At 68.1% G+C, this 24,345-nt stretch carries 15 protein-coding genes and 1 tRNA gene; 10 read left to right on the top strand and 6 right to left on the bottom strand.

All coding sequences use genetic code 11. The annotated features are described in order from the left end of the window. Positions 1–293: 293 nt before the first annotated feature. Both fxsT and NYZ98_RS25905 read right to left on the bottom strand, forming a co-directional pair. Positions 294–3,386 (bottom strand): FxSxx-COOH system tetratricopeptide repeat protein, encoded by a 3,093-nt coding sequence (fxsT, locus tag NYZ98_RS25910; protein ID WP_262845867.1) that lies wholly within the window; start codon positions 3,384–3,386, stop codon positions 294–296. A gap of 44 nt (positions 3,387–3,430) precedes the next feature. Beyond that, positions 3,431–3,904, bottom strand: coding sequence for a toll/interleukin-1 receptor domain-containing protein (locus tag NYZ98_RS25905; protein ID WP_262845865.1), 474 nt, complete (start codon positions 3,902–3,904; stop codon positions 3,431–3,433). 596 nt (positions 3,905–4,500) lie between these two features. Here NYZ98_RS25905 and NYZ98_RS25900 point away from each other — a divergent pair. The 4 genes from NYZ98_RS25900 (at position 4,501) to NYZ98_RS25885 (ending at position 8,917) form a co-directional block, all read left to right on the top strand. Then, positions 4,501–4,884 (top strand): hypothetical protein, encoded by a 384-nt coding sequence (locus NYZ98_RS25900; protein WP_262845864.1) that lies wholly within the window; start codon positions 4,501–4,503, stop codon positions 4,882–4,884. Further along, positions 4,881–6,212, top strand: a complete 1,332-nt coding sequence (locus tag NYZ98_RS25895; protein ID WP_262845862.1) for an ATP-binding protein — start codon at positions 4,881–4,883, stop codon at positions 6,210–6,212. Before NYZ98_RS25900 ends, NYZ98_RS25895 begins: the two co-directional genes overlap by 4 nt. Then, positions 6,190–8,124, top strand: coding sequence for a hypothetical protein (locus tag NYZ98_RS25890; protein WP_262845860.1), 1,935 nt, complete (start codon positions 6,190–6,192; stop codon positions 8,122–8,124). Before NYZ98_RS25895 ends, NYZ98_RS25890 begins: the two co-directional genes overlap by 23 nt. Positions 8,125–8,407: 283 nt before the next feature. Continuing rightward, a complete protein-coding gene (locus NYZ98_RS25885; RefSeq protein ID WP_262845858.1) occupies positions 8,408–8,917 on the top strand; it encodes an HAD family hydrolase in 510 nt (169 codons plus the stop codon). Between the two features lie 107 nt (positions 8,918–9,024). Here NYZ98_RS25885 and NYZ98_RS25880 read toward each other — a convergent pair whose 3' ends face one another. Next, positions 9,025–10,611, bottom strand: a complete 1,587-nt coding sequence (locus NYZ98_RS25880; protein ID WP_262845856.1) for an ISL3 family transposase — start codon at positions 10,609–10,611, stop codon at positions 9,025–9,027. Between the two features lie 33 nt (positions 10,612–10,644). Here NYZ98_RS25880 and NYZ98_RS25875 point away from each other — a divergent pair, with 33 nt between their 5' ends. Both NYZ98_RS25875 and NYZ98_RS25870 read left to right on the top strand, forming a co-directional pair. Beyond that, on the top strand, positions 10,645–10,947 hold the full coding sequence (locus tag NYZ98_RS25875) for an HAD family hydrolase (RefSeq protein WP_262845854.1): 303 nt from the start codon (positions 10,645–10,647) through the stop codon (positions 10,945–10,947). A 76-nt stretch (positions 10,948–11,023) separates the two neighbouring features. After that, positions 11,024–11,098, top strand: a tRNA-Phe gene (locus tag NYZ98_RS25870). A gap of 190 nt (positions 11,099–11,288) precedes the next feature. On the opposite strand, the gene NYZ98_RS25865 is transcribed toward NYZ98_RS25870, so the two are convergent. After that, positions 11,289–12,275 carry a winged helix-turn-helix domain-containing protein gene (locus tag NYZ98_RS25865; protein ID WP_262845852.1) on the bottom strand — a complete coding sequence of 329 codons (987 nt, stop codon included), beginning with the start codon at positions 12,273–12,275 and terminating at the stop codon, positions 11,289–11,291. Positions 12,276–12,706: 431 nt separating this feature from the next. Between NYZ98_RS25865 and NYZ98_RS25860 the strand changes: the two genes are divergently transcribed. After that, positions 12,707–13,108, top strand: a complete 402-nt coding sequence (locus NYZ98_RS25860; protein ID WP_262845850.1) for a hypothetical protein — start codon at positions 12,707–12,709, stop codon at positions 13,106–13,108. 454 nt (positions 13,109–13,562) lie between these two features. On the opposite strand, the gene NYZ98_RS25855 is transcribed toward NYZ98_RS25860, so the two are convergent. Then, on the bottom strand, positions 13,563–15,212 hold the full coding sequence (locus NYZ98_RS25855; protein WP_262845848.1) for an ATP-binding protein: 1,650 nt from the start codon (positions 15,210–15,212) through the stop codon (positions 13,563–13,565). A gap of 280 nt (positions 15,213–15,492) precedes the next feature. Between NYZ98_RS25855 and NYZ98_RS25850 the strand changes: the two genes are divergently transcribed. The 3 genes from NYZ98_RS25850 to NYZ98_RS25840 all read left to right on the top strand — a co-directional run bounded on the left by NYZ98_RS25850 (position 15,493) and on the right by NYZ98_RS25840 (position 23,429). Then, complete coding sequence (locus NYZ98_RS25850; RefSeq protein ID WP_262845846.1) at positions 15,493–16,401, top strand: hypothetical protein; 909 nt, start codon at positions 15,493–15,495, stop codon at positions 16,399–16,401. Between the two features lie 112 nt (positions 16,402–16,513). Continuing rightward, positions 16,514–23,053, top strand: coding sequence for a nucleotidyl transferase AbiEii/AbiGii toxin family protein (locus NYZ98_RS25845; protein ID WP_262845844.1), 6,540 nt, complete (start codon positions 16,514–16,516; stop codon positions 23,051–23,053). Then, positions 23,046–23,429, top strand: a complete 384-nt coding sequence (locus NYZ98_RS25840; protein WP_262845842.1) for a hypothetical protein — start codon at positions 23,046–23,048, stop codon at positions 23,427–23,429. Before NYZ98_RS25845 ends, NYZ98_RS25840 begins: the two co-directional genes overlap by 8 nt. On the opposite strand, the gene NYZ98_RS25835 is transcribed toward NYZ98_RS25840, so the two are convergent. Beyond that, a complete protein-coding gene (locus NYZ98_RS25835; protein ID WP_262845840.1) occupies positions 23,387–24,295 on the bottom strand; it encodes a hypothetical protein in 909 nt (302 codons plus the stop codon). The two genes, NYZ98_RS25840 and NYZ98_RS25835, sit on opposite strands and share 43 nt — an antisense overlap. Positions 24,296–24,345 lie beyond the last annotated feature (50 nt).

Genomic DNA, 24,345 nt, shown 5'->3' with positions numbered 1-24,345 from the left:
CGTGTGCCGAGGATCGTGGAAGTGCAGACACTTGGGCCCCATCTCTTTCAACGCGTCCGCCCACTTGGCCTCACGCCGGACTTGCCGCCCCGTAGTCACCCGCCACGGACGCCGAGGAACACGTAGGCGTCCTAACCGTCCGCGACGAAGTCCCGCAGGTGATCGGTCAGCGCAGGAATGATGGCCGCCGGGATGCCGACCACACGCTTGCCAGCCCGCCACTCCGGCGGACTCAGCTCATGAGCAGGCGGACGCTTTTGGACGAGACGGCGTGATGGACCCATACGGGCAGACTATTTCTTGCGTTTTGACGGGCGGCGATTGGCCAGCTTGCGTCCGCCAAACAAGAATCGCTTTATGCGCTCCCTGATGCTTTTCTGCTCTCCGCTCAGCCGGTTAAGCGGTTCCTTCGATAGCCACGAGAGGTTCTCAATGACGATCGATCTCTTTCTGTTCGCTTCATGAGGCGCGCCAAGGAGGCCCACCAGTTTCCAAGCAATATGGGACGTGATCGTGTTCTTCTTGCCGTAGGCCCGCTGACTGGCAGTGAGCGCGTCGAAGAGTAAGGAGTGCGCTTTCGCCGTTTCGCCTTGTGAGTGGAGGGTGGTGGCGAGGTTGGCGATCGCGTTGAGGGTTTGGGGGTGTTCCTCGCCGAGGAGACGGCGGCGGGCGTCAAGGACCTGTTCTGCCATGGTGCGGGCGCGGTCGTACTCGCCTTGTGAGTGCAGGGTGGTGGCGAGGCCGGCGATCGCGTTGAGGGTGTGGGGGTGTTCCTCGCCGAGGAGACGGCGGTGGGCGTCAAGGACCTGTTCTGCCATGGTGTGGGCGCGGTCGTACTCGCCTTGTGAGTAAAGGATGGTGGCGAGGTTGGCGATCGCGTTGAGGGTGTCGGGGTGTTCCTCGCCGAGGAGACGGCGGCGGGCGTCAAGGACCTGTTCTTCGAGGGTGCGGGCGCGGTCGTACTCGCCTTGTGAGTAAAGGATGGTGGCGAGGCCGGCGATCGCGTCGAGGGTGTGGGGGTGTTCCTCGCCGAGGAGACGGCGGTGGGCGTCAAGGACCTGTTCTGCCATGGTGTGGGCGCGGTCGTACTCGCCTTGTGAGTGCAGGGTGATGGCGAGGTTGGCGATCGCGTTGAGGGTGTGGGGGTGTTCCTCGCCGAGGAGACGGCGGCGGGCGTCAAGGACCTGTTCTTCGAGGGTGTGGGCGCGGTCGTACTCGCCTTGTGAGTGCAGGGTGGTGGCGAGGTTGGCGATCGCGTTGAGGGTGTCGGGGTGTTCCTCGCCGAGGAGTCTGCGACGTGCCTCCAGTACCCGCTCCTCCAGGTTGCGAGTCCGTTGGTACTGTCCGGCGCTACGGAGGAGAGTTGCCTGGTAAGCCGAGGCGGTGACGGTTTCGAGGTTGTCCGCGCCAAGGGCTGCGGTGAATGTCTCGACGAGCCGATTCTGCAATTGAGTGGCCTGTGCCCATTGACCTTGTCTATAGAGCGCTTCAACTAAATCTCGGCCAGCGCGCAGGGTTTCTACATTGTCCTCCCCGAGCTTCCGGATTCTGGCCTGATAGACCTCCTCCTGCGCTTGCCGCGCCCTGTGATGGTCGCCTTGACTCAGCAGAATCAGCCCCTGGGTGTTGCGGCAGCGGAGATACTCCAGGGCGTCGGTGGGAAGCTGCTTGGCCGACTTCAGCGCGTCCTCGACGACCGCAGCCGCCCGGTCCGACCTTCCCCGGGCCAGGAGATATCGCCCGACCCGGTCCAGCAGGTCGATCGTTCCGGCGATGTCGACGCCGAGCCGCCGGGCGTGCTGTGCGCTTGAGAGAGCGTGGGCGAGCATCGTTTCGCAGGTCGGCCAAGATGCGGGATCGCCTACCTCATTGGGAAACGCGGTGCTCATTGTCGCGAGCGCAAACGCTGCCCAGCGGGACTCGTCCGCAGCGAGTTCGGTGCGAGTGACGGCTTGCACCATTCGATGGATCGACATGAGGCCGTCACCGGTCTTGGCCAGGGAGTACTCCCGGAGGGCCTTCGTGGCCTCGGTACGGCGGAATGGGTCCGTCAGCGCCTCGGCCAACTCGGCAGGCATGCCTGGTACCGGAACGAGCCGGTCCAGAGGGATCGCCTCGGCCCCGAGGAAAGCAGCGAGGCGGAACAGGGCCACGGCGGCCGGGGACCGGTCGGCCAGGCGGTCGAAGGACACCCGCCACGTGGACGCGATCGTCGCCTGGTGGTTTCCGGTTCGTCCCTGCATGAAGAGTTCCGGCGACTGCTTGTGGAGTTGGTCGAGGTAGTCGGTGGCGGCCATTCCGTCCGCGATGACGCTCGCCGCCTGTTCCAGCGCCAGAGGCAGACATCCCAGGGCGTCCGCGAGGTCCTTTGCCGTGTCAGCGCTGGATACCCTTCCCCAATGCCGCAGATATTCCACCGCGGCGGGGACGGGGAGAACGTCGAGGTGCCGGAGTTCCGCATGGGGCCATTCCGGCCGCCGGGAGGTGATGAGCACATGCCCCGTGTGCCGCTCAGGAAGCAGCGGTAAGAGCTCGTCGGGGTCCTCGGCGTTGTCGAAGATCAGCAGCCAGTTATTACGGCGGCGCAGTGCCTGGCGAAGCGCCGCTATCGCCTGGTCATCCTGCTCGAACGGCAGACCCAACTCCGTGGCGAGCTCGGCGTAGTCTCCCCGCAACGTGGACGGATCCTCGGCCCGCACCCACCACACCAAGTCGTAGGCAATACCGTGTCGAAAAGCGTATTCGACGGCAACCTGGGTCTTACCCAGCCCACCCAGGCCAGTGATCGCCTGGACGGTGGAGGTCGAGCGGTTCGCCCGCAGGGCGCGATACAAATCCGCCATCATGTCATCGCGTCCGGTAAAACGCGGGTCTGGGCGGTGCCCGCGAAGTTCGCACACCTCCTGCTCGGCACCGGGAAACCGGACCCGCTTCCCAGACCTGTTGGGGAAGCCGGCTCGTGCGACCCGCTCCGCGCGCTCGGCCACCCCGGCCAGCAGTCGGCGCCGGGCCTCATCCTCGTCGTCCACATCCCGGAGGTCGATCGGCACGAGTGCCCCTATCGACGGCGAAACGTCGCCACCGCCGTCGTCCACGCGGACGGGAATCAGGGCTCGTTCCCTGCCCTGAAGTCCTAGGTACTGAGCGGCGGTACGAGCCGCCACTTCTGCATCATGCTCGGCAGACAGAACGTAGAGGGTGTGGCGGCAGGTGGACAGCGCCTCATCAATCTTGTCGAGACGATTGTCCCCAGGCCGGATATCCCACGCCTTGAGGATCACTCCATATCCGGCGCTTTCCAGTTCGAACGCGATCCACTCCGCCCACTGCACGTCAGTGTCCGCATGACTGACGAAAAATTCTGCGGTGTATTCGGTATCCGACACAGAATCTCCTGGGCTCCGCCGCGTGGCCTGCTTCTCTTCAGGAGTCAACGGTCCGAAGCGCCTGGGAATCGGGGGTCACGTGGGGATCGACTCACCGAGTCGGCGACGCCGGCCAGCAGTCGATCGCGAGCCTCGTTCTCCTCTACGCCTACCAGGTCGACGTAGACCAACGGCCCGAGCAGCGGGGCCACGTCACATGCAGCAACCCTCACCGGAATGAACCGTCGCTTTCCCCCGAGTAACGTCTGGCGATAGGCCGCTGTCCACTCCGCTCGGGTGAAGAGAGAAGCGAGATAGTTAGGCGAGAGCACGCCTAGAGTACGCTGGCAGGTCGCCAACGCGTGGTCCATCTCCGCCATAAAATTGTCCCCAGGACGGAAATCCCATATTTGAATGGTGGTTGTGTATCCAGCGGTCTCTAGCGCTGCGGCGATCCACGTCGCCCAGCCCTCATCCTTCCCGTTGAAGGTTATGAAGAAGTCTTTCGACTTGCTCACGACTGGACCGTTCTCCGCCATGGTGCTCTCCGCTGACGCCGGGATAGTCCGCTTAACTCTACGCAACATGCCAGCGCGCAACACACCGATGCCGTTGAGGTGACCGAGACATGTCTCAAAACCCGTCCGAATACTGGATTAAGTGACTGCCGAAAAAGTCTGGCCAGGCCCTATAGCGCGTCGGTGGGAGGGTCAGACGGAAGAGGAGGCGGCGAACGGGGGTGTCGCTGGACGGGCCTCCTACCAACCGTTGGTCTTGCGCGCCACTGCAGTGATCGTCGCGCCGCCAACAGGTGGTACTCGCGGAGTCTCCTCGCCCAGGTGGGGCCGTTTTCGGACGCATACCCCGTCGCGCATCCGACCCCGTGATAAATACGGAGCGCCGGCACTCGTCGGTCCGGGCAAACTGCTGTACAGCAATCCGTACAGCAACACTGCCTTACGCGAGCACACTGCACCGCTCGTCATCTGCCGATTGAGCAGCGCCAGGAGCCATCTACGTCGTGACTGGCTCCCGTTTGCAGCAGGAAGTCAGGGATCCCGATCGCGGCTACGTGCTTCGCTCCCTTTATGGGATTGGCTGTGCGTAGTCACGGTAATGGCCGATGATGGCGGTTATGGCGGGACGTGTGCAGGTCTGGGCAGGGGCCGGGGTGACGGTCCTGGCAGTTACCGGTTTAAGCGTCTACTTCGCGACCGTGGGGCTGGAAAACGCCGACAAGCTCGCCAGCGTGGTCGGGGCGCTGGTAGCCGTGGCCGGACTGGCAGTGGCGGTGTACGGACTGGCCGCACCATCCGCTGTGAGTAGACAGGTGTCGCAGCGAGCCACGGCGTCAGGCTACGGCCGGGTGACCCAGATCGGTGGGCACCAAGTACCTGCCAACGGTCCAACAGTTGGCGCTGCCCCGGACCGCATGGCGCAGCACGGCACGGCGTCTGAGGGTGGGTCGGTCACCCAGATCGGCGGCGACCAGAACCCGGACCCTTCAACCCAGCCATGACCGGCCATGCACAGAACCCGGGCATGGTGTCACAGGACGCCAAAGCCTTCGGTCGGAGCTATGTCAACCAGGTCGGCGGAGACCAGCACATTCATCATCACTACCCGCCGATGGGCAGTGCGGTGGCGGCGGGAACCGAGACGATGAGGGGGACGACACCGGGACGTGTGCGTCCGGGCAGGCCCCTGACCCAGGTAACCGATCCGTTCGCATTGGAGGTGCACCACGCCATCGAGTCGGCTACGGCCAGTCTGCCGCAGCTTCCAGCGTACGTGCCGCGCGAACACGACCACGAGCTGGCGCGGGCCGTGCAGGCCGCCCTGGACGGGCACAGCGCGATCGCGGTGCTGGTCGGTAGGTCCTCAACCGGTAAGACCCGCGCCTGTTGGGAGGCTTTGCAGCCGCTGCGCAAGACCGGCGGGTGGTGGCTATGGCACCCGATCGACCCAACTCGTCCAGATGCGGCACTGGCCGATCTAGGGCGGATCGAGCCTTACACGGTCGTGTGGTTGAACGAGGCCCAGTTCTACCTGGCCGACCCCGCCCTGGGTGAACGTGTGGCCGCCGGTCTTCGGGAACTCCTGCGCGATGCCAGCCGGAGGCCGGTGCTGGTGCTGGCCACCGTGTGGCCCGACCACTGGGGAACCTTGACCACAATCAGCCATCCCGATGTGCACTCCCAGGCACGGGCGCTCCTAACCGGGCACAACATCTGGGTGCCGGAGACTTTCGCCGGCACTGACCTCGATGCCTTGGCCATTCACTCCGCATATGATCCGCGACTGCGACAAGCCGCCAAGTACGCGGGCAACGGTCAGATCACCCAGTACCTGGCCGGGGTCCCGGTGCTGGTGGATCGCTATCGAGGCGCTCCGCCAGCCACCCGGGCGCTGATTCACGCGGCGATGGATGCCCGCCGGTTGGGGTGCGGGCCGCGCCTTCCGCTGGCGCTGCTGGTCGGCGCCGCCCCGGGGTATCTGACCAACCGTGAGTGGGAGCAGACCAGCGAGGATTGGTTCGAACAGGCGTTGAACTACACCGCGACCCCCTGCAACGGCATCCCCGGAATCCTTACCCCGGCCAAGGCCGCGGCCCTCCGTAATCGCCGCCGAGGGGCCCCTGGACTTCAGCCCGCAACCAAGCGCGGACCGGTATATCGGCTAGCCGACTACATAGACCAGTACGGCCACACCCACCGCGCCGAACAGATTCCGCCGATCGATTTCTGGACTGCTGCCGCAGCTCATGCACATCCTAGCGACCTGAGAGCCCTGGGAGACGCCGCCTGGAATCGTGGTCTGTACCGTGGACTCCGCTCAGCTCCATAAATACGCCACCGCCCACGGTGAGCCCTATGCCGCCGCTGCTCTGGTCGACCATCTGCACGCGCTGCACCCAGCCGACCCCCGGGCCGCAAACTGGGCCACTGCTCACGTCATCCTCGACGACCCAGCTGGCGTGGGCGAGCTGCTGGATGGGCTGCGCCAGGTTGGGGCACATGAGCAGGTCACCGCACTGCTGGCCCGTGGCCCCGCCGCCCATGTTGGCCTCGACGACCCAGCTGGCGTGGGCGAACTGCTGGATGGGCTGCACCAGATAGGGGCACATGAGCAGGTCACCGTGTTGGCCGAGCGGGCCGCTGCGCATGTCGCCCTCGACAACCCCCATGGCGTGGTGCGCGTGCTGGACAGCCTGCAGAAGGTCGGGGCACATGAGCAGGTCACCGTGTTGGCCGAGCGGGCCGTCGCCCATGCCACCTTCGATGACACAGATGGCGTGGGCGTGTTGCTGGACAGCCTGCAGAAAGTCGGGGCACATGAGCAGATCACCACACTGCTGGCTTGTGATCCCGCCATCCATGTCGCTCTGGACAGCCCGTACAGCGTGGGCGAATTGTTGGACAGCCTGCAGAAGGTGGGGGCACATGAGCAGGTCACCGTGTTGGCCGAGCGGGCCGTCGCCCATGCCACCTTCGATGACACAGATGGCGTGGGCGTGTTGCTGGACAGCCTGCAGAAAGTCGGGGCACATGAGCAGATCACCACACTGCTGGCTTGTGATCCCGCCATCCATGTCGCTCTGGACAGCCCGTACAGCGTGGGCGAATTGTTGGACAGCCTGCAGAAGGTGGGGGCACATGAGCAGGTCACCGTGTTGGCCGAGCGGGCCGTCGCCCATGCCACCTTCGATGACACAGATGGCGTGGGCGTGTTGCTGAGCAGCCTGCAGAAGGTCGGGGCGCATGAGCAGGTCAGCGTATTGGCGGAGCGGGCCGTCGCCCATGCCACCTTCGATGACACAGATGGCGTGGGCGTGTTGCTGGATGAGTTGCGCCAGGTTGGAGCATACGAGCAGGTCAGCATGTTGGCCGAGCGAGCCGTCGCCCATGTTGACCTCGATGATCCGGATGACGTAAACCGGGTACTGGCTGGGCTGCGCCAGGTTGAGGCACATGATCAAATCACTGCACTGCTGGCCCGTAACCCCGCTACCCACGTCGCCCTTGATGACCCAGATGGCTTGGGCGTGTTGCTGGATGGGCTGCGCCAGGTTGAGGCACATGATCAGGTCACTGCACTGCTGGCCCGTAACCCCGCTACCCATGTCACCCTTGATGGCCCTGACGAGGTGGGGTGGCTGCTGTACAGGCTGTGGGAAATTGGGGCGTACGAGCAGGTCACCGTGTTAGCCGAGCGGGCTGCGTCCCATGTTGACCTAGATGACCCGTACGGCCTGGGCGGCCTGCTGGACAGTCTGTGGAGGGTGGGGACAGACGAGCAGGTCATCGTGCTAGCCGAACGGGCCGCGGCCCATGTTGACCTCGATAACCCGTACGGGTTGAGCGGCCTGCTGAACGAACTGTGGGAGGTCGGGGTGTATGAGCAGGTTGCAGTGTTGGCCGAGCGGGTCGCTGCCCATGTCGCGCTCGATTATGTAGACGAGGTAGGCGGACTGCTTGATGGACTGCGGAAAGTGGGGGCAGACGAGCAGGTCACCGTGTTAGCCGAGCGGGTCGCTGCCCATGTCGCGCTCGATGATGTAGACGAGGTAGGCGAACTACTGAGCAGGTTGCGGGGGATTGGAGCTCACGACCAAGCCGTTGCATTGGCCGAGCGGGCCGCCGGTGCAGGCCAATTCGATCATTTCATGAACATTGGTGATCATAGGGAGCGGTTCCGGTTCGGGCTGGAGCCGGACATGACCGCCGCCGCTGCCTGGACATGGGACGATCTTGAATAGCCAGTGACGTCTTTTCCGTAGACGCCGCGGCGCTGGCCTTCCCACGGGACATGTGCGGGATGATCTTGCGAGCACTGCGGAATGCGCCCCGCGTTCACGCACCTCGGGCCAGATAAGCCCGCCAGACCCGTCACCGCTCTCCTAAGCGGTGCTCTTTGTGCTTCCGCGGGGGCTTCCGGTGTGTCCTCGGGCCTGACGGCCCTGCTGTACGGGTCTCCTTGTCACCGGATGACCTTGTGATTTCGCCATTTACGTACATGCGAACAGAGGAACGCCCGCGGGTATGGTGGCCGCCGTGCAGAGGCTCGCGCTCTTCGACCTGGACAACACACTCGTCAACCTGGATGAGGCGTTCCAGGTGTGGGTCGGAGAGTTCGTAAAGGAACATGGGTTGAAGCGCGAAGCGGCTGACTGGTTGATCTCCCTCAATCGGGCCAGCTATCCGCACCGTGAAGTTTTCTTCAGCAAAGTCCGGGACCGTTTCGCCTTGTCGGAGCAGGTTGATGAGCTGTGGAGCTGCTACCGCCAGCGCATGCCGTACCTCGTCCGCTGTGGGCCCGAGGTGATGAACGGGCTGTCTCGACTCCGCGCGTCGGGCTGGAAAATGGCGATCATCACCAATGGCACTGCGGACAACCAGCTCGGCAAGATCCAGCAGACAGGACTGGCTGAGGTCATTGATGCTTACGCGCTCTCAGGGTCTCGACGACGGCTGAATCCTGGTTCTGGATCACTTTTGGTGCCAGGGCCACGGAGGGTCACCGACTCCACGATCATGAGCGGTCGTGACTGACGATCTCCTCCAAGACCTCTGGCTCGGCCATATCCCTGACGTCGCGGTCAACACCCTCACCATCAGCGCCAACCGCGTGACCGTCCACGCCACGACAACCACGGACCTCATGCCGAGTGCAGGACGCGCTTGCGCAGGAGTTCGAAGCCGGCGCGACCGAACATCTGCCGCTTGAGCATCTTGTTGTTCTGGCCCTCGACGGCGCCGGAGCTGTAGCGCAGGCTGAGCCCGGCGACGACCGCGTCGAGGTCCTGGACGAGGCCGTCGGCGAAGGTTCGCAGGGCCGGGACCTGGTCCTGCTGGACGCGTGCGATCCAGTCCTTGAGCTTGTGGCCGCGGCGGTTGTTCATCAGCTCGGCGAAGGCTCTGACATGCTCGGCGGTGCGGGCGAGTTCCGGGACGCGGGCGAGGATCTGCTTGAGTTGCTGGGCATCGTCGGCTTTGAGCCGGTCGGGATGGCGAGTGATCCAACTGGTGACATCCCTGACGGAAGGCGTTCGGCGACGCGGAGCCTGGTGCGGAAACGCTTCGCGGAGCCGGTGGACGTACTGCCGGACGATCTGTTCCTGCCCGGGGTATCCACGCTGTTGGATCTCCGCGAACAGACGGCGGGCGACAGTGCATCCCTCGGCGAACCGTTGGTCGAGGTAGGGCTTGAAGGGGTCGAGGATGCTGGTGCGGCCGGTCCAGCGGCCGACCAGCAGCTCGTCGGGGTCCTTGGCGCCTGCCAGCCGGCGGACGGTGTTACGGGCCAGCCCGAGCCGGCGGGCGATGGTGCGTAGGCCGACGCCGTCTTTCAGCATTCCATGGACGATGGCGTGCTGTTCACGGACGCGGTCCGACAGACGGCCGGAGCGTCGTGGTTCGACGGTGACGGGCGGCAGGGTCACAGGCTGGGCCCGACCGGTTGGCGGTGCAGGCTCGGGCAGGAGCGCGCGGTAGTGCAACACGGTCTTCTCGACGGCTTCGGCCAGGTTTTTCCACAGGTGGAACCGGTCGGCGACGTGGATGGCGTCCGGGGCGCCCAGTCGTGCGGCCTCGGCGTAGGAAGCTGAGCGGTCGCGGCAGATGACCTTCACGCCGGGGTGCTGGGCCAGCCAGGACCGGACGGTCTCGACGGTGCGGTCGGGCAGCAGGTCGACCGGACGGCGGGTCTCGATGTCGACTAGGACCGTGGCATAGACATGGCCTTTGCGCAGGGCGAACTCGTCGATCCCCAGGACGCGTGGGACTTGGGGGGCAGCCTCGGGCAGCGCGCGTATCAGCCTCAGGAGGGTGGAGCGGCTCACCGGGACGGCGAAGGCATCGGCAAGGCGGGAGCCGGCCCGGCCGGCCAGCATCAGAGCCAGTCGCTGCAGCGCGCTCTGCAGTCCCTGACTGCGCCGCCCGTGCCGGAAGGTCAGACCGGCCACCTGCTCAACGAAGGTGGTTCGCGCACAGGCTCGTTCCCGACAGCGGAACCGGCGGACCCGTAACTCGATCACCACTCGACGCTGAGCTGCGGCGCTGTCATCGAGGCGGCGCACATAGCTGCTGTGCACCCGGGCCGAGGCCGTCCCGCACGACGGACACGCCGCCCCGTCCGTGGTTGTCGTGGCGTGGACGGTCACGCGGTTGGCGCTGATGGTGAGGGTGTTGACCGCGACGTCAGGGATATGGCCGAGCCAGAGGTCTTGGAGGAGATCGTCAGTCACGACCGCTCATGATCGTGGAGTCGGTGACCCTCCGTGGCCCTGGCACCAAAAGTGATCCAGAACCAACATTCGCGCGTCGTCGACACAGGGGTCGAAGGAGTCCGTAAGCCCGACATCAGGCTGTTCAAGGTCGCGGCCCAGCGCTGCGGTTTGCCCCTCGAAGGCGGGGGATGGATGGTCGGTGACAACCTTCTCGCCGACATCGGCGGGGGACAGGAGGCCGGGCTACGTACGATTTGGATCGACCGAGGCGTTTGGGTCGGCCACGATCACAGCGCCGATCATGTCGCCACCGACGTACTCCAAGCCATCGAGATCATCGAGTGTCATGCGTAGACCTGACGACAACAGTGACGACAACATCGGCCACCGCGAGCACACGTCAGCAGCCTTCCACAGCCTTCTGACCTCGGGTCTGTCGAGAGGAGCAGGGTGATCGCTCCGCCTGAAAAGCGGAAGGTCGGCGGTTCGACCCCGCCCCTGACCACATCATATGACCAGCATAAACGCCCCGAGCCATCCGGCTGCGGGGCGTTTTTGATTCGAATGACAGCAACTCTGACAGCAACATCGGTCAGCGTGCTGTCGACGATTATGGCCCTGCCTCTGCTGATTGCGGGGATACAAACGGCCAGGAGCGATCTAGAAGGCCTCGGACGTGGCCGTCGGCGTTGCCGTTATGTCCCGGCCGTCCGTCCCTCCAGCAGGGCGGTTCCGAGCGGCGTGAGTGAGTGCAGGACGGCGGGACCGGCGCGGCGGGTGTCGATCAGCCCGGCCTCGCGGAGCACCATGGTGTGGCGGCTCGCCGCGGCGGGCGAGATCTGAAGCCTGCGGGCGAGCTGGGTGGTGGTCGTGCAGTGGTCGAGGGCCGACAGCACAGCCGAACGGTTCCTGCCCATAAGGGCTGCCAGGTCGCGGCAGCCGGCCGTCGCGGAGCTCCAGCGGTGCCGATGCTCGATCGGGTAGATCAGCACCGGCTCCAGCCGGGGATCCGCCAAGGACACCGGCACGCGCTGGCAGAAGTAGGACGGCACGAGCCGCAGGCCGCGTCCGTCGAGTCGCAGTTCCTTGTCGACGACGTAGGCGACCTCCAGCACTGGTGGCTTCCAGCTCATGAGCGGGGACATCCCGGTGAGCAGTCCTTCGACCCCCGCGTCGAGCAGGCTCGCGGACCGGCACGCGCGCTCGGCGGCGAGCGAGGAGCGGACGAGCGACTCACACGGGGCGATGGCGGCCTCGTAGTAGGTGCGCAGCCCGTCGCAGAGCGCGGTGAGCGTGGTGACGTCCCCCTCGGCCAGAGGGCGAACCCACCCCGGCAGGGGGTGCCGCGCGGCCAGCAGGCACAGCTCGTCGGCGAGTCGGCCCTTCGGGGTCCGGAGGATCGCCTCCAGGCCGTCCGCGAGGCCGCCACCCGCCTCACGCGGGGTGAGGAAGTCGGGGAAGTACGGCGCCGGCGGGGCGAGTACGTCGAGAAAGCGGGCCCCGGCCTTGATCCGCGCGTTCCGTTCCGGGTGGGCGCGGAGTTCGGCGAGCCAGGGCGTGAAGGCCGCCGGGCGCACCCGGTCACGTAGCCGGAAACGGCTGAGCAGCACCTCCCACAATGGATCGGGTTCACCCGCGAGGCTCACGCGGGTGAGATCATCGGCGGTGAAATGAATTCGCAAGATCCCCATTCTGCCCCCCGGGAAACCGCTGCCGTGACGCCCCCTGTGCATCGGCTTCGAGGCTACAACACCATTCGATTAGTCGCCGGTCAGGGCGGTAAAGGCTGAATAGTGGTGGATCCGAAAAGCGTGCACCCGCCGCTGGTCCGCTCCGCTTTGATCAATGTTCATGGTGCGTTATCCCAGTTCACGGCCTGGTCGATCTTCAGATGGGTGACCGTTGATATTTCTCAGGGCGGGCTCTGATGCGTGGGCGGAGTTCATCCGCCGGGTGTTGTCCGGCGTGAGGGGTTACTCCCGTTCACAGTGGTCGAACGCTCTGACCAGGACCATTGACTTGGGGAGTAAACGCGTTGCCCGGCCGTTTCCGTGTGAGCCAGTCTGGTGCCCATCCGATCGATCAGTTTCACCACGGGGAATTGGAGCTTGAGTTGTCTGACAGGAGAATGCTGGGCCTAGCCTCGCTGGCCGTCGGCGTCGTGATGGCGTGCGCCGTCACCCTGCCGGCGGCGGCCGCCGGATCGACCGCCTCGGGGCCGGGCGGCGACCCGGTGCCGCTCGGAACCTGCACTGCCGGGGTCATCTGCGGGACCGTCCAGAACGCCGGCGGATCCGACGACGATCTGTGGATCATCAACAACTGGCCGCCGGACACCGCGTCCGGAGCCTTCTTGAGCCCGGGGGAGACCTCGACCAAGTACTTCAAGGACACCGACGGCTTCTACATCCCCACCGGATGTAAGGGAGTCCGCAGCTGGGCCCCGGACCTCTCCGGAGGGGCCTGGTACAAGATGCCCGACACCTTCCACTCGACCATCAGGCTCGACTGCTGAGTCGCCCGGGCGGGAGGTTAGGTCCCCGCCTCGACACGAGTTCCAGCGGCCGGTTGCCGGTCTTGTACTGGTGGGGATGGGCTTGGGGGCAAGGGCGGTGTCGGAACGGGGGGTCCGGCACCCCTGGCCCATCCCTGCCAGGTCACTTTGGAAACGACTCGACAAAGCTAGCAACTACCTCTGTCTGGTATGCAGGCTGTGGACCACGAACCGGATGATCGTGATAGGAAGTGCTCCTCGTTTTGTCGGACCATCTCAACTATCTCGTGATGATCCGGAACGTGGGCTTTGCCCTGACCACATCACATGGCCCGCACGAAGACGTGAACGGGTGGACCTGGTCGCCCGCCGTGGGGATCACGTCCTTTCCTCGCGTTGACGGCATGTCTGGGGGCGCTGGCGTATGGCCAGGCCCAACCGGATCAATCAGTGGGCCGGCTACGAGGTGGGAGGGCTATGGGCGTTTGTTTGTTAGGGGGAGGCGGAGGACGAAGCGGGCGCCGTGGAGGGAGTCTTCGATGGTGAGGGTGCCGTTGTGGGCGTGGGCTATGTCGCGGGAGATGGCCAGGCCGAGGCCGCTGCCGCCCGGTTCCCTGCGTCGGCCCTCGTCCAGGCGGACGAAGCGCTCGAAGACGTACTCCCGGTCCTGCGGCGCGATTCCGGCGCCGTCGTCGCACACGGTGATGGCGGCCGAGCCCTTCGCTCGTGCCACGGTCACCTCGACCTTTGTGTCCGCGTGCCGCCGGGCGTTGACCAGGAGGTTGTCGATGACACGGATGAGCTGGATCCGGTTGCCGAGGACGTTCACGTCCCGGCCCGCGTCGACGTGGAGCGGCACGCGACCCGCCGTGGCCGCCACCTCTCGTACCACCAGCGCGCCGACGTCGATCGGCTCGTACGCGGTCGGCTCCCCGGCGTGGAGCCGAGCCAGCACCAGCAGGTCGTCGACGATCGTCTCCAGGCGATCGGTGACCGCCAGCGCCTCCCTGATGGTCTCCTGCGGATCGATGTCGGTGGGGTAGAGCACCGCCTCCTCGAGCCGGGCGCGGAGGCCGGCGAGCGGCGTTCTGAGTTCGTGAGAGGCGGAGGAGGCGAACCGGCGTTGCTCCTCGAACATGTTGGCGTTGTCCACCGCGAGCCCGGCCCGGCTGGCGATGTCGCCGACAAGGGACAGGTCGGCGGAGTCGTACGACAGGGAGGTCTCATAACGGGCCAGGGTGAGCGCACCCAGCACCCGGCGCGGCGTACGCAGCGGCGCGACGATGACCGAATGGGCACCCAACTCCTGATAAGGCCGCCGCCGCTGGATGCCGCACTCCTCCTGTTCCATTCGCTCGGCCAGTTCCTCAGGGCCGAACAGCACCGCGGGGCCGCCGCGCAGCACCCGCGCCATCGGCTCCTGGGAGGTCTCAGGAAAGGCCGGAAGCGGCCCCTCCCACTGCTCGCACTCGACACCGTCCCGGTCCTGTCTTACCACGACCGCCACCCGGTCCACCCCGTCGCCGCTGGGGCCGAGCAGGTCGATCATCGCCCAGTCGGCCAGTCGGGGCACCACCAGGCGAGACAGCCGCCGCAGCGCCTCGTCCACCTTCAGGGTGGAGGCCAGCACGGTACTGGTCTCGGCCATCAGCGACAACCGGTCGGTCAGCTTCTCCAGTGCCGCGAGGGCGGCCGCCTGCTCGTGTTCCACGGCCTTGTGCCGCGACAGGTCGTAGAACAGGACCACCGAGCCCGTTTCCTCCCCGCCCAACGGGAGCGGGGCCGCCATCACGCCCACTGGGAGCAGGCCTCCGGATCCGCGGGTGAACCACGCCTCATCGCTGCGGACGTACACCCCCTCGGCGAACGCGGCCAGAATCTGGCAATCCCCCCGGGGGATCGGGCTGCCGTCGGGGTTGCGGTGCAGCAGGTCGTGGGGGTCGGCCCCGATCAACTGCCGTGCGGGACGATCAAGCAGCCTCTCGGCATACGGATTGACCAGGAGGACCTTCCCCGTAGGGCCGACCACGTACAGACCCACGCGCAGACCATGGAACAGAGCTCTGACGAGTTCCTCGCTGAACCCGTACCTCGCCCAGTAATCCAGGCCATCGCTGTCTGTCACGGCGGCCCCCCTTACCCCCCACCTGTCCAGCCCGCCCAAACGGGGAACAATCCTCTAAGGGTATGTACCTCGCGAGAGACTGCCGTGTGCCCTGGGGAGATCCTTCGTAGATCGTTGTCGACCTAATGCCGAAATATGGTCGTACGGCGCACGTGGCTCGTTTCCACGGCCAGGGCCGATCATGGCCGGGGCGCTTTTGTCCATGGGGGTCGGGTGGAACGTCGGGAGTGTCTTGTTCGTCATTTGAAATGTGACCAGTTCATCAGAACTTGACGGGCGGTTGCGTGACGCGGCCGCCAGGACACACCGGGCCGACCATCTGCGGCGGCTGCGGAAAGTCACCGATGAGCAGATCAGGGGAGCCCAGCACGCTCTGGCGGGCCTGGAGCTGGAGTTGACCAAGGAGAAAAAGGACGTCGCCCGTTTGGAGAGCGGGGTGTCCGCCATGCTGGCTCGCCTGCTGGGCGTTCGCGAGGAGCATCTGGCTCGTGAGCGCGTCGAGGTGGCCGTCGCCCGGCAGCGTGTCGACGGCCATCGGGCCAGGCTGGCCCGGCTCGAGGCGGACGCGCGGGCGGCCGAGGCGGAGCTGGCCGGGCTCGCGACGGCTCCGGCTGAATACGCCGGGCTGCTGGCCGAGAAGGAACGGCGACTCATCGGCGACGGTGATCCCCGTTCCAGAGAGCTGGCCGACATCGGCGCCGCCCTTGACCGCGTGACGGCGGGAGAGCTTGAGCACAGGCAGGCCCACCACGCCGGGCAGGTCGCTCATAACGCCATCGGTGGCGTGCTGCACTATTTGGACTCGGCCCTGGGCGCGTCCACCTGGGATGTCTTCGGCGGCGGCCTGATCGCCGATTCGATCGAGCACGACCGGCTGGGCAGCGCCGACCAGGCGGCCTGGGGGGCCCAGCGGGCCCTGGACGTCTTCTCCCGTGAACTGGCGGACGTCGGCATCTCGGCACGTGCTCGCCTGCCCCAGATCGACACGCGGTGGTTCGCCGACGTCTTCTTCGACAACATCATCACCGATGTGATCAGGCATGACCGGATTGAGCGCAGCCGGGCTGAGGTCGTGAAGACGGCCGGATGGGTCCGGAACATGAACGCGTGTGTGCGGGACCGCCACACCGCGCTGTCCGCCGAGCGTGCGCGGCTGCTGGCAAGGCGAGAGGGGCTACTGAGCGATTAGCGAGGCGTGTGGGGGCGAGGGGCTGTGCGGGGGCACGGTTCGTTGATCGTAATATTGACGATCAACAGGGGGAAAGTTGGCTATTCGGGGGGTTGACGGCTACGGCCGGCGCGTGGGGTACGTAGAGGTCTATCCGAACAAGATCACGGCGGCCGCCGAGGTGATCGCCGACGCGGGACTGGTGCTGACGGCCGGCCTGGTCGGGCTGGTCAGTGCGCTGAACGCGGAGGGGTCGCCCTGGGGTAACGACGAGCTCGGGCGGGCCTTCTTCGACGGATCGGCCGAGGGCATCGGGTTCCGGGAGGCGCGCGACGAGCTGCTCGACGGCATCGCACAGCTCGCGCTGGCCCTGCGGGGGCACGCGGTCGGAGCGGTCCGCATGGCACAGCGCTGGGCGCAGGTCGAGTCCGGCGACAACCCCCGCTTCGATCTCGACGGGGACAGGGTGGCCTCCGGCGAGGCGTCCACGATCCGGCGGGTGGCCGGGCCCGAGGCCGATCACCTGGTGCGCGACGACCCGCCGCCGGCCTGGTACCACGAGGTCGAGCCGTTCCTGCAGCTGATAACCGTCAACTGCAGGATGCCCGACGGTGACTCGATGGGCATGGAGCGCGTGGCGGCGGCCTTCGACCGGATGGCCCAGGTCATCGAAGAGGTGACCGACAGCGCCGCGGGGCACGCCTCGCGGATCTCCACCGAGAACGCCGGGGCCGACATCGAGGCGTTCGGCAACTCGTTCGCCGCGCTGGCCAACGCCGGTGGCGGGTATCTCGCCGACGCCCTGGCCGCGTGCAAGGGCCTCGCCGCCTTCTGCCGCTCCCTGGCGAACGAGATCAAGTCGGCCAAGGCGCAGTTCTACCTGTCGACGGTTTATCTGTTCGGCCTGTGGGCGGTCGCGCGCATCTTCGCCCCGACCCCCGCCGGACCCGCCGCGCAGCTCACCGCGTTGACCGAGACCCGCGTCGCCGGGCTGAACCTGTCGGCGATGCTGCGCACGGCCGAGGCCCGCGCCGCCGCGGCCGGCGCCGTCTACGTCGGCGGTCTGAACCTCGTCGTCCAGGGCAGCCGCCACTGGTACGGCCTGCAGGAGGGTTTCGACGCCCGCGCGTTCAACGAATCGGTGGCGCTCGGTGCGGCCGGCGGCGGGATGACCGGCGCGATGTACCGCGTGATGGGTGACGCCGCCACGAACGGCAGCTCCCTCGCGGCGGTGTTCACCGACTCCACCCCGGGTCGTCTGGCCCTGCACACGGGTGTGAACGCCACCGTCAACATCAGCACCGACGTCGGCGGGAACGCGCTGCAGAACCACGGGAACGTCAACTGGCACGAGATCAGGTGGGGTGAGAACCTGCTGATGGCCGTCGGCATGGGCGTCCACGCCGAGGCCACGAACGCCCTCCACGGCTCCAGCACCGCCGAAGGGTTCGCCGTCCCCGGGACGCGGGGGGAGGTGTCCTCGGGGCAGACCATGGCAGGCCACGTCCACCCTGCCGCCGGTCACGCCCAGGCCTCTCCGGGGGCGTCGATCCCCGTCCATACCGAGCTGTCCGGCCTGGACGCCCAGGCTTCCCCGGCCGGTGCGCACGGCCCCGCCCTCGGGGAGCCCGTCCCGCCCGGCACTCATGTACGGCCGGCCGGCGACCACGATCCCGGCGCCGGGACGATGGTCACCGGTCACGACCCGCGGGGACCCGTTCGCACCGACGCGGGGGACGGCCAGGTGGCGGGTCGTCCCGAGCAGGGCTCGGGCGGCGCGCGGCAGCCCCTCACCGGCGACCTCGCGCCGGCCGACCGGATCCGCCAGGCCGGCTCGCTCGACCCGGCCGGCTCGCTCGACCCGGCCGCCGCCGACCGGACACGGAAGCCGGGGCCGCCGGAGGCGGAGGCACGCCCGGCGGAGCCGAGGGACGACCTGCCGCCCGGCGGGGGGCGTCCGGCCGGCGCGCGCGTCGACCTGGCCGCTGACGGCGCGCCCGCGGTCGCGCGTGACGAGGTGAGGACCGAACTCGCCGGGCCCGGTGCGGTGGCCCGGAACATGTCCGCGGATCGCGTGCCTTCGTCGCGGGAGCCCGCGACCGGAGAGCCCTCGTACAACAAGGTGGCGCAGGCGTTGGGCGATCCGGACGTCCAGGACGCGCATCCCGGGCCGAGGGCCGAGCAGGCGGGTCACCCGGCGACCACCTCGCCGGACGGGGTGGCGACGGCGTTGGCCACGCACCCGGAAGCGGTCAAGACGGCGCATTCCGAGGGGTCCTTGCCCGCGCGCGCCCACCCGTCCGCGGACGGTGGGGATCGGGCGGCGGCGCACTGGACGGACCGGGCGGCGGGCGGGGCGCGTCCGGACGCCCTTTCCGGAGGTCACTCCGGTGACGATGTTCCCGGGCGGCGCGTTCCCGAGGATCGGGCGGTGGGCGGTGGGCGTCCCGAAGGGCTCTCCGGAGATCGTGATCCCGGGCGGCGCGCCCCTGAGGACGGCGACCGTCAGCCGAGGTCCGACAGGGATGGTGATGGTCAGCCGGGGTCCGACAGGGATGGCGACGGTCGGGCGGGATCCGATGGGGACGGTCAGGGGCGGTCTGATGGGGACGACGGGGCCGGCTCGCCGGGGGTCGGATTCGGTCCCGCGGGCGGGCATCAGGTCGGGGGCGGTCCCGCGGGTGTTCCGTTCTCCGAGTTCTGGCGCGATCTTGGTGGGCGGGTGCGGGCCGAGGCTGAACGCCAGGGCACCACGCCTCTGGACGCCATGCAGCAGTTCGCCCTCCAGCGCGCGCTCGCGCGGATCTTCTCCGCCAGCCCGGACGGCTGGATGCTCAAGGGCGGGCAGTCTCTGCTCGCCCGGCACCCGGACAGCCGGGCGAGTACCGACATCGACCTCGTACGGCAGGGCGACACCGACCCCGTACGCATGGCCGCCGAGTACTCCGAGGCGCTGCGGCTCGACCTTGGGGACCATCTGAGGTTCGAGCCGAAGTCCGAGGTCCCGCTGATGCACGGCGAGGCGGTGCGGATCGCGCACACCGTACTCCTCGGCGACATGCCGCTCATGGAGCTGAGCGTCGACCTGGTCCCGCCGGCCCGGCCGCTCTGGAAGACGCCGGAGATCATCCCGTTCCCCGAGCACATCATGAGCACCGGCTCCCCGCACGAGCGACCTGACCTGCGCGTCATCTCCAGGGAGGACACTCTCGCCCACAAGATCTCGGGTATGTTCACCCACGGCATCAGGACGTTGGACACCAAGTGCCTCGACTGCGTGTCCAGGGGCGGGGGACTGTTCAGTTGCAAGTCCGGTGATCTGCCCTACCGCTCACAGGACCTGGTCGACACGCTGTTCCTCGCCCTGAACCACCCCTGGGACGGGCCCGCCACGCACGCCATGCTGCGCGGCGAGTTCGCGATGAGGATCGAATGGGGCGAGAACCTGCAGGTGCCCGACCGGTTCGAGCTGCCCAACCCTAACTGGGGCAAGGCCATCGCGAAGTACCTCGCGACCACCCCCGGGATGCCGTACCTGTCGCTGCTGGAGGCCACACCGCTGGCCTCGGCCTTCCTCGACCCGCTCCTGGCGCACGACCCGCCGAACGCGGACTGGAACCCCGCCACCCGGCAATGGGTCGAACGGACGCCGGAACGGCTCCCCGGCCCGGAGTTCACGGTCACGGAGGCCGGAATCACACCTGCCGCGTCCACCGACGGCGTGTCCGGTACGGCGCACCCGTACCAGGCGCGCGCCGCCGACGTCGCGCCCGAGGGGCCGGTGCGGCCGATCGAGGCCACCGGGCACGCGCCGCCGTCCAAGGCGGTCGCCGAGCGGGACATGATCGCACGGTGGAACGAGCTTTCGTCGGGACCGGATGACCCGCGCGGCCTCGAAGCGCGGCTCGACGCGCTCAAGGCACGGACCGACCTGACGACCGGGGAGAAGATCACTTATGTCCGCAAGGAGCTGATGGCCCCCTCCGGGTACGAACCGACCCGGATCTCCGACCTGGACAACAAGAGCCTCCGCCTGTACACCCACCAGAGCGGCGAGGTCTACATCCACGCCGCGGCGCTGATGGCCGACCCGAAGACCACGGTCGAGATCGCGTACATGCCGGATCGGACCTTCGGCACCTTCCAGTGGGAGGCCAACGAGACGCACTTCTCCCATCTGGACGCCGTCCCCGAGGGCATGACCGCCGACGAGGCCAACGCCGTGGCGGTGCGGCGGGCGCTGCGGGGCCTGCCCATCCACGGCGTCGACCCCACCGTGCTGAGCGGAGACCTCGTCGACCTGCACGCCCAGCCGCTCGGCGACGCGCTCGCGATGCGGCGGCGCTTCATCGACGAGTACGGCATCGAGCCGCACCGCGTCCGGCTGGCGCACGCCGACTCGGCGCAGGAGTCGCACTACAGCGAGACCCGTTGGGTCAGGTCGCACATGTTCGCGCTGGACAGGGTCCGTGAGACGCCGGTCGAGGCGCGCCAGGCCATGGTCGACGGCATGCGCGGCACCCGGGAGACCGCGAGGTCGCGCGACGCGCGGGCCCAGGCGGTGGCCGAGCGCGTGTACGCGGCGAACGAGAGGCAGCGGCCCCGGAGCACGGGCACGGGCCGGGAGAAGTACGCGCTGCTGTGGGTCAGGGAGACCCGCGCACAGCCGGTGGGGGGCCGGCACGGCCCGCACCTGGACACCCGGCCGGAGATCCTCCGCCAGACCATCGAGACGCTGCGCGAGTCACAGCCCGACCGGCACATCCTCCTGGTGGGGGACGACCTGTTCGCCAGGCGCCCCGAGCTGCGCGAGGCGTGGGATCGCGAAGGCGTTCTGGACGGCGTCGACTCCTCGACCCTGGTGAAGTTCTGGGACGCGGCGCGCAACGACGGCGTGCGCCTGAACCACGCCGAGCAGGCGCTGTTCTTCCACCGGCTCAACACCGAGCGGGACATCGTGCAGATCGGCGTGGAGAGCGGCGTGCTGGAGATGCCTGCCGTCCTCGGGGTGCCGACGGTGTACTTCGAGGCCCGTGAGCACGACGGCAACAAGGGAAACCGCTGGCAGCTCTACTGGGCGGACTGGCAGTACGGCCGCACAGAAGCGGTGCACGACGAGCAGGGCAATCCGTACTTCGACACCTCGGCCCGTCCGGTGACCGCGTTCCGCGGGACCCGTGACCGGCTTCCCCCGCCGCTGGACGCGATGCGGCGCGTGCTGTACGGCCCCGACCTGCCCGACCCGGCCAACCGCAGGGGCGCGCCGGTGGCCGTCTACCTCCCCGCGAAGGTGGCGGTGACCGCCGACCGGATCAACCGGCTGGTCGAGAGCGGGGAGCTCGCCGAGTGGCCGCGGCGGCTCGGCCGCGGGGTGCTGCTCAAGGCCGAGGAGTGGTACTCCTGGGACGACGCGGACTGGAGGCGGAGCCGGTTCTACACCGAGGAGCTCCACCGATGGCTGCGCACCGAGGTCGCCATCCCGCAGGAGGCCGGCCGCAAGTGGGACGCCATCCGGCTCACGCTCAAGGGCGTGATCGAACCGCGCTTCGACACCGACTCCAGCTACGAGGGCGCCTCGATCGTGCACCCGTACAGGATGCTCGTCTCCGAGCACGAGCTTCCCCCCGCCGAGACGGCGCGGATCGGCGACGCCTTCGACGCCCCGCCCGAGCGGCGCGGCCAGGCCGTCGCCGGGATAATCAAGGACCTTCTGGATAGCCCGGACTTCCGCCGCCAGGCGGTCGACGACCTCCGGATCTTCCGCCTCGACGAGGGAGAGATCCACCACCTGCGGGAGGCGATCGACGAGGCGGTCCAGGTCAACGCGGCCCGCCGCATCGCGCCGTTCGACCTCGGCGGCGACGCGCCGCCCCCGCGGTTCGCCGAACGGCTCGACGTTCCTCTCGGTGAGGGGCGGCCCACGCCCCGGGAGGTGCTGGAGAGGTTCGACGCCACCCAGGCCGGGCTCCCCGAGATGACCAGGCGGGACGCGGTCGCGTACATCGCCGCCAACGCCGAGAGGCGGCCGTGGCTCGCCCCGGCGCGCAACCTCCACCCGGACGTCCAGCGCGTCGTCGCGGCCCTCGACCTCGGCAGGTCGCACGTCTTGGAGCGGCACGCCGGGCACGTCGACGAGGCCGCGCTTCATCGCCGCGCCACCCGGCTGGAGGATCCCGCGCAGACCGACCCGGTCCTGCGCGCCTGGGGGGTCGACGCGTATCGCGGGGGCGACCGCTGGCACCGCTGCCCCGACGTGGCCACGTCCATCCCGGACCTCACCGCGTTCGCCACGGCGCTCGCCCGGGGGCTTGAGCACCCGGAGGTGCAGAAGTCCCTCCACATGTACGTCGACCCCGACATTCGTCCCGACCGGGTGTCGCTGCCGATCGCCGACCTGCTCGGGCCGGACGGGCATCGGTACTGCGTCGGCTACCTGCTCGATCCCCTGGCCGGCAGCGTGGGGGTGGCGCAGGAGGCGCGCGAGACGTGGGTGGAGGCCAGGCGGGCGGGACGCGAGCCGGACGTGCCCGAGCCCACCGCGACCAGGATCGACACCTTCGAGGGCGGCACCATCGACTTCCTGTTCACGCCGAACTCCGTCGGCGACGGCTACGAGGTCATCACGATGTTCATGGAGCCGCCGTTCGCCAAGGAGGGGAGAACCGATGGATGAGCCGTTCCGCCCGCCCGGCGCTTCTTTCGCCACGCTGCTGCGGGTGGCGGGCACCTACTGCCATCCGGAGGCCGACGAGGAGGCGTACGGCGGGCTCGTGCGGCGCGCGCGGCGCGAGCACGACCACGAGATGGCCCTGTTCAAGCAGGACCTGCGTCTCGCCTTGGCGCACCCCGAGCGGGTGCCCGAGGAGGAGCTGCGCCGCCGGGTGAGGTACTTCGACAGGAACGCGCCGCGTTTTCTGCGGCGCCTCTGGCACGACCTCTACCCCGGCGAGGCACCCCCCGGTCAGCCGCCTCCCGGGCGATCGCTTCCCGGTCAGTCGCTTCCCGGTCAGCCGCCTCCCGGACGGTCGCTTCCCGGGCGCGGCGATTGACCTGTGGTCGTCGTGCGCGGACGCCGGCCGGTCAGCTCGATCCGCGCGACGAGCTCCTCGGCGAGGTCGCGGGCCAGCTCGTCCTCCCCGTCCCCCCCTCCGTTCGTGGTGGGGATGGCGGCCCGCATCGCCGCCACCACGGGTTCGAGCAGGCGCCGTGCCTCCGCGACGGTGTCGCCCGAGACCAGGTCGGCGAGCGCGCGCAGGTTGCGGGTCGACAGGTGGCCCGGTGGCAGGTCGGGCAGGAAGTACCGGACGAACCCCAGCCCGTCCGCAGGGAACTCGTGCCGGTCCGCCAGCGGGGCCAGGTCCGCGTGCAGGGCCCGCAGGTCGACCAGGTCTCCCCGGACCGCCTCGGTCACGGCACTCCGGACGTCGTTGGGGTTGGTCCAGTCGCGGACCAGGTCGAGGATCGTCCGGTGCGGCGTGGTGACGGGCGTGCCCTTGACGACCTCGATCTCGCCGGCCGCCAGGCTCGCCACGTGGACCTTGACGGCGCGGGGCGACCGCAGCTCGTCCGGGGCGGTGAAGACCATCAGCGGGGCCGGCACCGAGCCGAGGCCATGCAGGCGGCAGGCCGACTCGTGCGACAGCACCGCGTCACGTTCCGGCCGTTCGGGGCGCTCCCAGCGGAACAGCTCGGGCGACAGGGCCAGCCAGGCCGCGTACGGGTAGCCGTACATCGGGCCGAGCGAGGCGCCCGCGAGCTCGTAGACCCCCCAGTCGAGCTGCATGATCAGGCGCGCCTGGGAGAGGCCGGTGAGCGCCGCGCCGTCGACGCCCAGCCTGGCCGCCTGGGCAGCGGTGATCATCCCTTGCTGGCGCGCGGCCGCTGTCGCGAGCTGGTAGAAGGATTCCTCCCACATCGTTCCTCCAGGGGAAGCGGGCGCCGGGCGGACGATCGGTGCCGGACGAG

The sequence above is a fragment of the Sphaerisporangium corydalis genome (assembly GCF_025506355.1).
GTDB lineage: Bacteria > Actinomycetota > Actinomycetes > Streptosporangiales > Streptosporangiaceae > Sphaerisporangium > Sphaerisporangium corydalis.
The sequence above is the reverse complement of the archived record's forward strand: the minus strand, read 5'-3'. Positions and strand labels throughout refer to the sequence as shown.

Coding starts and splice junctions, on each gene's coding strand:
- NYZ98_RS25905 (WP_262845865.1), bottom strand. CDS start 3,904: ATGGCGGAGAACGGTCCAGTCGTGAGCAAGTCGAAAGACTTCTTCATA.
- NYZ98_RS25900 (WP_262845864.1), top strand. CDS start 4,501: ATGGCGGGACGTGTGCAGGTCTGGGCAGGGGCCGGGGTGACGGTCCTG.
- NYZ98_RS25895 (WP_262845862.1), top strand. CDS start 4,881: ATGACCGGCCATGCACAGAACCCGGGCATGGTGTCACAGGACGCCAAA.
- NYZ98_RS25885 (WP_262845858.1), top strand. CDS start 8,408: ATGGTGGCCGCCGTGCAGAGGCTCGCGCTCTTCGACCTGGACAACACA.
- NYZ98_RS25840 (WP_262845842.1), top strand. CDS start 23,046: ATGGATGAGCCGTTCCGCCCGCCCGGCGCTTCTTTCGCCACGCTGCTG.
- NYZ98_RS25835 (WP_262845840.1), bottom strand. CDS start 24,295: ATGTGGGAGGAATCCTTCTACCAGCTCGCGACAGCGGCCGCGCGCCAG.